This window comes from Chitinophaga sp. sic0106 (assembly GCF_019219075.1).
GTDB lineage: Bacteria > Bacteroidota > Bacteroidia > Chitinophagales > Chitinophagaceae > Chitinophaga.
Genome location: NZ_JAHUWJ010000031.1, coordinates 50,097 through 61,430, shown reverse-complemented (window position 1 = coordinate 61,430; position 11,334 = coordinate 50,097). Strand labels below are relative to the sequence as shown.

Sequence of the window (11,334 nt, the reverse complement as noted above, 5' to 3'; positions counted from 1 at the left end):
GATACATCAATCACTAAAATAGTGATATGTAATCATAAATAAATGGTTGTCAGTATCTTGTTAAAAAATCAAAAGAAAATATATAAAAGAAAATGGTCGGAAGAAATTTCTTCCGACCATGACTACCTTGGGGCCCCTTTTTTGTGCCGGTCAAAACACAGCGGCACAAAAAAAGAGTCAGGGCCGCATCCCCTGACTCTTATACTTAATGGTACTCTACTTAAACGAATACTTATTTGAACCTGTTTTACACGTGTTGTCCGGTAGGAGCAGCTGTTACAGGAGTTTCATCATCGAGTTTTACTTCTTCCATTCTTGGTGCAAAAATATGCATCATCAGCCATGCCAGCAGGTAAGCCAAACCACAGATGGTGAGGATAATACCGTAACCCAGGGAGAGTTTACCCAGCACTTTATAGTGATCCAGGATAATACCTACTACCAGCGGAAACAGTGTACCACCCACGGAACCAGCCATACCACCGATACCTACTACAGAGCTCACCGCCTTTTTAGGGAACATGTCAGACACGGTAGTGAAGATATTGGCAGACCATGCCTGGTGTGCTGCAGTAGCCAATCCGATCAAACCAAGACCTACAGCCAGGTTCGGGATATAAGGCACTAACACTACCGGCAGTACGCAAAGGGCGAAGAACAGCATGGAAACTTTTCTGGCTTTAAATACAGGCCAGCCTTTTTTGTTGATCAGGTAGGAAGATAACCATCCTCCACCGATGCTACCCACGCTGGAGATGGTATACACCACGATCAGCGGCCATCCGCCGGTGCTTGCCATGTCAATGCCGAAAGTAGAGGAAAGATAGGTAGGCAGCCAGAACAGATAGAACCACCAGATTGGATCAGTCAGCAATTTACCGAAAATGAATGCCCATGTTTGTCTGATGGCAAACAGTTTACCCCATTTCACGCCTTTCTTCGCATCTTCCTCCGATACTTCTTCATTATCAGAGTGGATGTGGTCATATTCAGCTTTTTTCAGTCTTTTTTGTTTGGAAGGGATTTCATACCAAATCCACCAGAAGAACAGCCATACAAAACCGATGGCACCAGTCCAGATAAAGGCCGTTTGCCAGTGGTAATTACGTAAGATCCAGTACACGGTAGGAGGGCCTACGATAGCGGCGATATTGGCGCCGGAGTTAAATATACCGGTCGCAAATGCTCTCTCTTTCTTAGGAAACCATTCAGCCACCGACTTGATAGCTGCCGGGAAGTTACCGGCTTCGCTCACACCCAGTACAGAACGGGCTGCACCAAAACCGAAGGTGGATTTTGCAATGGCATGCGCCATAGCGGAAATACTCCAAACAGTGACAGAAAGGGCATAACCCAGTTTACTGCCGATTTTATCAATAAGGCGTCCAAATACCAGCAAACCAAGCGCATAGGAAGCGGAAAACGCCATTACTACATAGCTGTAATCCTTCTCTGTCCAACTGAATTCAAGGGCAAGGGTATCTTTCAATAACCCAATTACCTGTCTGTCTACATAATTAATCGTGGTCGCAAAAAACAACAGCGCACATACACGCCAGCGATATTTACCTAAAGTTGTGGAATCCATTTCGGCTGAATTTGGAATTTATAAAGAGGCTTAATTTACTGCAAGCCTTTCAGAATTGCAAACGTTTGCATAACTTTTTCTTTCAAACCTGCCCAATCACGGTTCTCGATCAGGGATTTTGACAGCAGGTTGGAGCCCATGCCTACGCATACCACACCCGCGTCAAACCAGCTTTTCATGCTCTCCGCAGTAGGTTCTACCCCACCGGTAGGCATAAATTTAAGGTTAGGGAACAAAGGCTTGATCGCAGTGGCAAAACCAGGACCGAGCACATTACCAGGAAACAGCTTAACCAGTTGAGCACCATTTTTTTCTGCTACTGAAATTTCTGTAGGCGTCATACAACCCGGGATCCAGGTGATCTGCTTTTCATGACAGATAGCAGCAGTAGCGGGATCTGCAATCGGGCAAACGATGAAATCAGCACCCGCATCTGCGAAAAATGCTGCGTCGTCCGCATTCTTGATGGTACCAATACCAAGGTACATTTCCGGCATGCCGGCGTTCTTCTTTTCCAGCATAGCCTTGAAGTTAGCCCTGGCAGCGGCGCCGCGACTGGTAAACTCAAATACCCGCAGTCCACCGTCGTAACAGGCCTGCAATACCTCCAGGCAAACGGTCACATCTTCATGATAAAAAACCGGGATAACCCCGCTCTGCCTGAAAGCAGCTAAAATAATTTCTGATTTCGGTGCCATGTCTACATCAATTTATATATGTCCTCTACCGAAGTAGTATTAAAATCTCCCTTAACAAAAAACTTGGAATAAGCGGCTGCTGCTGCAAAAGAGATGATACCCTGATCATCCTTTCCTGCCAGCTGGGCATGTATCAGGCCTGCCATAAAGCAATCCCCGCTGCCTACCCTGTCCACCACCTGATCCGTGTCATATGCCTTGCTCACCGCCACATTACCATCGTTATAATAAAACGCATAGTAGTGGTTATGCGTGGCTGCTGAAGAAAACCGGAAGGTGAAAGCCACACGCTTACAGCGTTTGAAGCGATCGGTAATCTCTTTAGCCACCACTGTAGCCTGCTCAATGTATACTTCCTGTTTGTCCTGCTCCAGGGCTACGGTATTCAGGGAGGTATCCAGCATGGTGTGTGCCGCCCAGATATTGCCCATCACCACATCACAGTATTCCACCAGTTCCGGCATTACTTCAAATGGCTTTTTGCCATATTGCCAGAGTTTACTTCGGAAATTCAGGTCTGTGGAGATAGTCAAGCCCTTGCGGGTAGCAGCTTCGAGCACCTCTTTACAAATAACGGCGGCATCAGGGTTCAAGGCAGGGGTAATGGCACTCCAGTGGAACCATTCCGCATCGCCCAGCAGACTATCCCAGTCCACCGTACCCGGCTGAATGCCAGCAAAGGAAGAATACTTACGATCGTACACCACCTCGGCATGCTTGAGGTCACTACCTTGCGCCAGGTAATAAATACCGATGCGGTCCCCACCCCATAACATTCTGTCGGTTTCAATCCCCAATGCGCTCAGCTGGGCCAGTACATCGCGGGATAAGCCGTTGTCGGGAACTTTACTCAGGTAGGATGCAGGCGTGCCCCATTGAGCCAGGGCTGCGGCCACATTGGCCTCAGCCCCTCCTACGTAGATGGCAGCTGTATGCTCCGACAGCTGCGGGGAGAGCCTCAGCAGGATCTCCCCAAACGTAATAACTTTTACTGCTTTCATTAGAATCCGAAATATGCTTTTGCATTATTGTAACAAATATCCTGCACCATTTTCCCTAACCATGCAATATCGTTAGGAAGCTCTCCATTTTCCACATCCCGACCCAGGAGGTTGCACAAAATACGACGGAAATATTCATGACGCGAATAAGAAAGGAAACTACGTGAGTCCGTAAGCATGCCAACGAACCTGGAAAGCAGGCCCATATTGCTTAAGCAGTTCATTTGTTTTTCCATTCCGTCTTTCTGATCCAGGAACCACCAACCGGAGCCATACTGGATTTTACCCGGTATGCTGCCATCCTGGAAGTTGCCCGCCATCGCTGCAAATACATCATTATCGGCCCCGTTCAGATTATATAAAACGGTTTTAGCCAGTTTATTTTTCTTATCTAGTTCATTCAGGAACGCACTCATGGCAACAGCATTTTTCCAGTCGCCGATAGAATCAACGCCGGCATCAGCGCCATAGGACTGCAACAGCCGTGTGTTGTTATTACGGATGGCTCCTACGTGGAACTGCTGTGCCCAGCCTTTAGCGTGGTTCCACTCGCAGATCTGCAGCAGCACGGCTGTTCTGAACTGCTCATTCTGCAGTTCTGTGGCTACTTTACCGGTTCTTGCCTGCTGGAAAATTTGTTCCAGTTCCGCTGGAGTAGCGGTTTTAAAATAAAAGGCGCTCTGTCCGTGATCACTCAGCCGCCCGCCTTTTTCATGGAAATAGTCATGGCGCTGCTGCAAAGCCGCCAGCAGCTTATCATAGCTATTAATATCGCTGTTCAGCACTTCCGACAACTTATCCACAAACGCGTTGAAAGCAGCCGGGTTATCCACGGCCATGGCCCTGTCGGGGCGGAAGGTAGGCAGCACCGCCGTTCCAAATGGATTGGCGGCAATAGCGGCGTGGTGTTCCAGTGAATCCACCGGATCATCCGTGGTACAGAGCGTGGTTACGTGATAGTGCGTCAGCAGGGCCCGGGTGCTGAGACCTGGCAGCTGCTCATTACAGCGCTGGTAAATACTTTCGGCGGTAGATTCGCTTAACAGATCGGTAATACCAAACGGATTTTGCAGCTCCATGTGCGACCAGTGATAGAGCGGGTTGCGCATGGTGTACGGGGAGGTAGCTGCCCAATGTTTGAATTTGGTGAAATCATCCGCGTCGCCGGTGATGAATTGCTCCGCCACTCCGTTGGCACGCATCGCTCTCCACTTGTAGTGATCTCCTTTCAACCAGATCTCCGTGAGGTTGGCAAACACCTTGTTCTGCGCAATTTCATCCGGAGGCAGGTGGTTATGGTAATCGATCACAGGCATCGCCTGTGCATAGTCAAAGTATAAGCGTTTAGCCGTTTCTGTTTGCAGCAAAAAATCTTCCGACAAAAATTGTTTCATAGCACTGTAGAATTTATAAACCAGAGGAAGCCAGCTCCTGGCGGATAAAGGACTTCACTCCCTGTTCTAGTAATTGATCCAAATGTTCACTGATAGTGGCGGTAAAGCCAGGGATAGCATGCAGGCTTACTTCCCACAAACGCGTGTCCGCAGCTATTTTAGCCACCATTTCATAGGTAGTGGTGCGTTGAGCCCAGTACTCCGCAAAAATGGCGATGTTATCGTCTGTAATCAGGTAATCCTCCCCATCTCTGGCACCGTAGTATTTACCTGCTTCCTGTTTTACCGGCTTCAGGAACAGCAGCATGGCTGCAAACCCGAGGCAGATGTACGGTGGCAGGGTTTTCTTTTGTTCGTAATAACGCAACAGCGTACGCACATTGCGGGCATTCATCTTTGAGCTCTCCTGGAAGGTAATGCTGATCAGCTTATGCGCGATAAACGGATTGGCAAAGCGGTCCAGCACGTCCGTGGCAAATGCAGGCGCCGTAGGACAAATATCTTTAATGGTTGGCAGAATTTCTTCTAAAATTACCTGTTGGAAAAAATTACGCATGTATTCGTTTTCCATGGCTTCGTATACGGTGTTGAGGCCCGACAGATAAGCCATTGGTACGGCGGCGGTATGGGAACCGTTGAGAATGCGCAGTTTTTGCTCACGGAACGGTGTAATATCGGGCTGTATCAGCATCCGTTCGTCTGTTTGGTGGAACGACAGCACAGAGCGGATATATTCATTGCCTTCGATGGCCCATAACAGGAATGGCTCTACTTCTATCCACAGCTGATCGGTATAACCTGCTTTTTCATCCATTTCCGGGAGATTACGAGGCTTTCCGGGAACGATGCGGTCTACCAGGCTACTGCAAAAATGGTTATCGCTGTTGATCCAATCAATGAAGCCTGCCGGCATTTCATTGAAGGCCGCCAGTTTGAGCACGATATCTTTCAATAATTTCCCGTTATCTACCACCAGTTCTGTTGGTACGATTACGAAACCGGTGTTGCTGCTGCCTTTAAAGTATTGGTAGCGCTCCCAGAGGATGGCCAGCAGTTTACCCGGATAGCTGGCAGGCACGCCGGCGGTCACTTTTTCAGCCAGGTACTGGATGCCTACTTCTGTTGTATTAGATATAATGATTTGTAATTCAGGCTGATGCACAGCCTCCAACGCCTTACTCCAGTCTGCATTCGATTGCAAAACACGGGAAATAGAAGCATTGATCAGTACGCTATCAACTAATTCTCCTTGAGAAATTCCTTTAATATGAGTGGTGTACAATGAATTTTGCTGGTCAAAATCGTTGGTATCGCCGTCGGTGGACTTGATCACCACCACGCGGCCCTGGAACACCTGTTGCTTGTTGGCTTTATCTACCAGATAGTCTACCAGGCCGCGTAACAGTACGCCTGTGCCGAATTGTAGTATTTTTTCCGGGAATTGAAACTGGTTTTCACTAACGCCGGAATCTGCTCTTTGAAGTACGAGCTCCTGATTGAGTATTGGTAACATTTCCTCTTGTTTGGACATTAAATATAGCGCGCTAAATTAACAATTTGTAGCAAGAAGCTAAATAATTGCTAAACCAGGCCAAAAACGTATCATCCCATAGTAAAAATTGATTGTGGTATTGGCATAATCGATAATATGTGTACGGGCATTGGCAGGATTTTAAGTAATTTTGCATCCTTAAAACAAATTTAATGAGCAAGCTTGGAAAAGTGCTGGTTGCCATGAGTGGCGGAATCGACAGTACTGTAACAGCACTGATGTTACACGAACAGGGCTATGAAGTGGTGGGTATCACCATGAAAACCTGGGATTATGCGTCGGCTGGTGCCAGCAAGAAAGAAACCGGCTGCTGTAACCTCGATTCATTTAATGATGCCCGCGCAGCTGCGGTGCATCACGGTTTCCCGCACTTTGTGCTGGATATCCGCGACGAATTCGGCGATTTTGTTATCAATAACTTCGTAGATGAATACATTGCAGGCCGCACACCTAACCCGTGTGTACTCTGTAATACCCATATCAAATGGCGTGCACTCATGAAACGCGCCGATGCACTGGATTGCGAATTTATTGCGACAGGCCACTACGGCCAGATTCGCCGGCATGATAATGGCCGCATGGTTATCAGCAAAGGGATAGACGAACTGAAGGATCAAAGCTACGTACTGTGGGGCATCCAGCAGGATGTACTCGCGCGCACCATGCTACCACTGGGTAAATACCGCAAAACGGAGATCAGGCAAATGGCCTTCGACTTCGGTTACCCTGAACTGGCGAAGAAAGCGGAGAGCTATGAGATCTGCTTTGTGCCGGACAACGACTACCGCGGATTCCTGAAACGCAAAGTGGAAGGCCTCGAGGAACGTGTAAACGGTGGTAATTTCGTACTCGCAGATGGTACTGTGGTAGGTAAACACAAGGGGTATCCTTTCTATACGATCGGTCAGCGTAAGGGGCTTGATATTGCCCTGGGCCGCCCGGTGTTTGTAACGGAAATCATCCCGGAAACCAATACAGTGGTGCTCGGCAATGAAGATGAACTACAGAAAAACGAAATGTTTGTTGCTAAAATAAACATGGGTAAATACGATATCATTCCTGATGGAATGGAAGCCATTACCAAAATCCGTTATAAGGATAAAGGTGCGCTGAGCAACCTTTACAATGAAAACGGGCAGGTGAAGGTGAACTTCTACGAAAACGTGAAAGGTATTGCTCCCGGGCAGTCGGCCGTTTTCTATGAAGGGGATGACGTAATCGGCGGTGGTATTATCCAGCGTGCATTTGCGCCAGACAATCTTTAATTGTACATACAGTTTATACTTACGGGGCTGGCCATCAGGTCAGCCCTATTTTTTGCACAATGATGTCGTCATCGTCCTCTTCCTCCTCGTCAGCACCGGCATCCTGCAACGTTTCCGGCCGGAAGCGACGCTCACCCACCTGTTGTCGCCACATGGCATAATACAGCCCCTTCTGCACCAGCAGCTCATCATGGCTGCCTGTTTCCACTATCTTCCCCTTTTCCAGCACGTAAATAGCATCTGCATGCATAATAGTAGATAACCGATGGGCTATCAGTATCGTCATTTGCTCCCTGGATGCTGATACTTCCCGGATGGTAGCGGTAATGTCTTCTTCTGTAAGGGAATCGAGGGCGGAGGTTGCCTCATCGAAAATCAATAAGCGCGGTTGCCGTAGCAGCGCCCTGGCAATAGAAATCCGTTGCTTTTCCCCTCCGCTGAGCTTCATACCGTTTTCGCCCAGCATGGTATAAATTCCCTTATCTGTTTTTGCGATCAAAGCCGCTGCAGAAGCCTTATTCAGGGCCTCCATAATTTCTTCATTACTAGCACCGGGCTTTACAAACAGCATATTATCGCGTATGGTGCCGGCATACAGCTGCGTATCCTGGGTCACAAAGCCAATCTGCCTCCTGAGCGGGTTATAACGGAGGTCTGCTGATTTTACTTCGTTAAAGTAGATGTTACCGCTAACAGGAGTATAGAGTCCCACCAACAGCTTTACCAGCGTGGATTTACCGGAACCTGACGGGCCTACAAAGGCAATCGTCTGGCCGGTATGTACCGCGAAAGAAATGCCATCCATAGCGTTGTAGGTAGCGGTTTTATGACGGAATACCACATCCTCAAAACGTAAGCTCTCCAAAGGTCCAATCTCCACTGGCACCTCCGGCCGGCGTTCTACCGGTTTCTTCATCAGCTTATCAAAATTGCGGATACTGGCATCCACTTCGCGGTATTGCAGGATCATGTTGCCGAGGTCCTGCAACGGCACGAAAATGGCGGTGGATATGAATTGCATGGCGATCAGCTCACCAGTACTCAGCACCTGTCTGAATATCAGCCAAAGAAGTATAAACAAAATCGATTGTTTCAACAGGTTGAGCGCAGTGCCCTGCAGCAACGAAAGTGTACTCACCTTTTTTGCTTTGTACATCTCCAGCTCATAGATCTTTTTCGTTTGCTCATTCAAGCGCCTGATCTCCGGAAAGGTAAGCCCCAGGCTCTTTACCAGCTCTATATTCCGCAAACTTTCGGTGATCACACCAGCCTGTGCATCTGTTTGCCGGTTGATGCTGCGCTGCACTGTTTTGATTTTCCGGGAAAGGAGGCCCGTTAGCGAACCCAGTACTAACACACCTATCACAAATACAGGGATCAGCATCCAGTTTTTATTAATGCTATACCAGATCAGAAAACCAGTACCTACCAGCGAAGAAAAAAGTACGTTGATAAAGCTGTTGGTAAATCGTTCCGCGTCCGTTTTTACTTTCTGTAAAATGGAGAGCGTGGTACCACTCCTGTTTTCTTCGAACTCCTGAAACGACAGGCGCAGCGTCTGTTTCAGCCCATCGTTAAATATCTGCATCCCAAACTGGGCCACGGTTTTTCTTGTCAGGTATTCTTGCAGAGACTTAAGGGCTTTGGCGAGCAAGGCTATGGCAATGGCAATACCCAGCCAGTAAAGTACACTGCTCACCAGTTCCTTCTCACTCAGATTACCGGGATTGGAAGCGTAATTATCTACTATTTTACCGAAGATGATAGGGTCCAGCAGGTTGAGTAATTGCGCGGAGCCGGCCAGCAGCAGGGATAAGAGGATGAGTTTTTTATGCGGCTTCAGGTATTTCCAGAGCGTCTTCATGCTGCGCGGTTTTCGTTTGTGATGGTTTCCTGATTATAAGTTAACGAAAAAAAACAACAGCGGGAAGTCGCGGAAGTGGAAAAATTTGGCATGGTCACTGTACTATCACTAAAATATAACCAGGTAAACAAACCCCAAAAAGAGGATTTTTCCGACAAATCAGAGTTCTATTCGACAATTCCACGGCAGCAAAAAAATATTGAATTGGCCGACAAGGTTTCAGAATGGCAGGATTTCTATAACCATCAAAGGCCTAATGCCTCTTTAAACGGCAAGACACCATACGAGAAATACTTGGAACTAGAACACCTTATCCCAATCCAACCTGATGGAACCGGCAAATATTGGGAAAAAGAGGTTGAAATTATTCCGAGAAATAGAAAATGGTACTATCGGAAACGGAATTGATTTTCGTCTCACATGACTTGAAAAATCACATTCCTACCTGATCATTTCTTCAACCAGCTGAATGAATTGGTTCATATAAAAATATCAATAATATCACTTTCAAGTTATTGCCCATTAATAGTCTTTGGATCTGCGCCGAATCAGGCATATCTTGTAGTAAACTAAAATGTATCACCAATTTTTTTTGTCTTAAAACATTCTTTCAGGCATTTTCATAAACTTTGCAATAATCAACTATTAAAGCCGGACAGTTGTTAATCTCAGTCTTATTTTTCCAATCAATAATAACAGGGTAACAAGAATACATATTTGTTCCATAAGGATGTACTATCTTATTGATCATATACAATGCATCAATTTGTATTGAAAAGTTTTGAGATTTGGGCTTTCCGACGCAAGTGCGTTCTATTCAATATTAAGAGAATTCTATTCTTCATAATTAGTTTCATCTAATGGCTTTTTATTTGTTGATGCTCCATAAATGTCCTTCATGTCCCTGGCAAACTCCTTTTTGTCTTATCAGACCACTTAGCGGCAACTACTACGGATCCGATGTACTATACAAACCTGAGTAGAAGACTCCGGGAACACTGATTTAATGGGTTCCCGTAAAACCATTTAAGTTATCAGTAGCCGTTATTCGCATATCTTCTACACCACATGCCTTAAAACCATAGGTTAAAACTGGCATGCCGATCCCTTGGGACTTTTATCTCAGATTCACCATAGTTGGTCTTAATCTTCTTTTTGCCATAGCCATTACGGCTTTTGTCGTTTTCATTTGGCTCATTCTTATAATAGCCTAATGGCTAGCCCGTTCAGCTTCCAGCATCTTTTCAGTCCACCGCTTCTGAATCTGGGCTAGGAAATTATTTAGCTGATCGGCCGTTTTAAACTGCTTCAGAAAATCGTCTGATAAAAAATTTTCTGTATTCATGATACTGTATATGCTTTAAAATTAAAAAATCGGAGCGAAACCCCGATTTTTATGATTTACACAGTTTATGAGATAGTGTCATTTATTCAGCCATCTTTTTTAAGAAATAATGTGTCGCGTAAATTGCATTTATACAATGATCACCCCAATGACTCTTAAAGTCGAAATAAAATTGCCATACTACATTATTCATTGATCCCTTTGTTTTACTATCAAAGATTACTATCGCCCTTTTTATGTCTTTGTATATATCACAAATATCATCGAGCAAATCTCCGTAAATGATATCTTTATCAAACTCATCTGCAGGATTAAACAAATGAAGATAATATCGTGAATCCTTTAATCGCTCTATAGTTTGGGAAAAAACTTTTTCCCAGGTAGTGCTATCCCAATCGTTTTCAATTATTATCTCCTCGTCAGATTCAACAATCGGTAATTTGCTTGCATCTTGATAAAGTATTAACAACATACGTTGTAGCATAAGTAAAAACTCCTCAGCATTCATGTTCCGATCATACTCAAGAAATCTACAATATGATCTTGCTATATCGGCAAAATTCAAAATTTCAGGTGCGTCTATAGGTTGATTAAAATCTTCTTTTTCCGATATTGACATAAATTTAT

9 protein-coding genes and 1 pseudogene are annotated in these 11,334 nt (G+C 45.8%); 2 read left to right on the top strand and 8 right to left on the bottom strand.

What is annotated here, in order from left to right; all coding sequences use genetic code 11:
- Positions 1-247 precede the first annotated feature (247 nt).
- The 5 genes from KW844_RS28170 to KW844_RS28150 are packed head-to-tail and all read right to left on the bottom strand — an operon-like array spanning position 248 to position 6,194.
- A complete protein-coding gene (locus KW844_RS28170) occupies positions 248-1,588 on the bottom strand; it encodes an MFS transporter (RefSeq protein ID WP_218380109.1) in 1,341 nt (446 codons plus the stop codon).
- 35 nt (positions 1,589-1,623) lie between these two features.
- A complete protein-coding gene (locus KW844_RS28165; protein ID WP_218380108.1) occupies positions 1,624-2,286 on the bottom strand; it encodes a bifunctional 4-hydroxy-2-oxoglutarate aldolase/2-dehydro-3-deoxy-phosphogluconate aldolase in 663 nt (220 codons plus the stop codon).
- 2 nt (positions 2,287-2,288) lie between these two features.
- Positions 2,289-3,287, bottom strand: coding sequence for a sugar kinase (locus tag KW844_RS28160; protein ID WP_218380107.1), 999 nt, complete (start codon positions 3,285-3,287; stop codon positions 2,289-2,291).
- Positions 3,287-4,681 (bottom strand): glucuronate isomerase, encoded by a 1,395-nt coding sequence (gene uxaC, locus KW844_RS28155; protein ID WP_218380106.1) that lies wholly within the window; start codon positions 4,679-4,681, stop codon positions 3,287-3,289. Before uxaC ends, KW844_RS28160 begins: the two co-directional genes overlap by 1 nt.
- A 13-nt stretch (positions 4,682-4,694) precedes the next feature.
- Positions 4,695-6,194 carry a tagaturonate reductase gene (locus KW844_RS28150; RefSeq protein WP_218380105.1) on the bottom strand — a complete coding sequence of 500 codons (1,500 nt, stop codon included), beginning with the start codon at positions 6,192-6,194 and terminating at the stop codon, positions 4,695-4,697.
- Positions 6,195-6,385: 191 nt separating this feature from the next.
- Here KW844_RS28150 and mnmA point away from each other — a divergent pair, with 191 nt between their 5' ends.
- A complete protein-coding gene (gene mnmA, locus KW844_RS28145; protein WP_218380104.1) occupies positions 6,386-7,498 on the top strand; it encodes a tRNA 2-thiouridine(34) synthase MnmA in 1,113 nt (370 codons plus the stop codon).
- Positions 7,499-7,532: 34 nt separating this feature from the next.
- Here mnmA and KW844_RS28140 read toward each other — a convergent pair whose 3' ends face one another.
- The gene (locus KW844_RS28140) at positions 7,533-9,362 is read right to left on the bottom strand and encodes an ABC transporter ATP-binding protein (protein ID WP_218380103.1); all 1,830 of its coding nucleotides are present in this window, start codon (positions 9,360-9,362) and stop codon (positions 7,533-7,535) included.
- A 90-nt stretch (positions 9,363-9,452) separates the two neighbouring features.
- Here KW844_RS28140 and KW844_RS28135 point away from each other — a divergent pair, with 90 nt between their 5' ends.
- Complete coding sequence (locus KW844_RS28135) at positions 9,453-9,770, top strand: hypothetical protein (RefSeq protein ID WP_218380102.1); 318 nt, start codon at positions 9,453-9,455, stop codon at positions 9,768-9,770.
- 665 nt (positions 9,771-10,435) lie between these two features.
- On the opposite strand, the pseudogene KW844_RS28130 reads toward KW844_RS28135, so the two are convergent.
- Together KW844_RS28130 and KW844_RS28125 are read right to left on the bottom strand one after the other, a co-directional pair.
- Positions 10,436-10,555, bottom strand: a pseudogene (locus KW844_RS28130) (transposase); the annotation flags it as partial.
- A gap of 234 nt (positions 10,556-10,789) precedes the next feature.
- Positions 10,790-11,326, bottom strand: coding sequence for a DUF5063 domain-containing protein (locus tag KW844_RS28125; protein WP_218380101.1), 537 nt, complete (start codon positions 11,324-11,326; stop codon positions 10,790-10,792).
- Between the last annotated feature and the right edge of the window lie 8 nt (positions 11,327-11,334).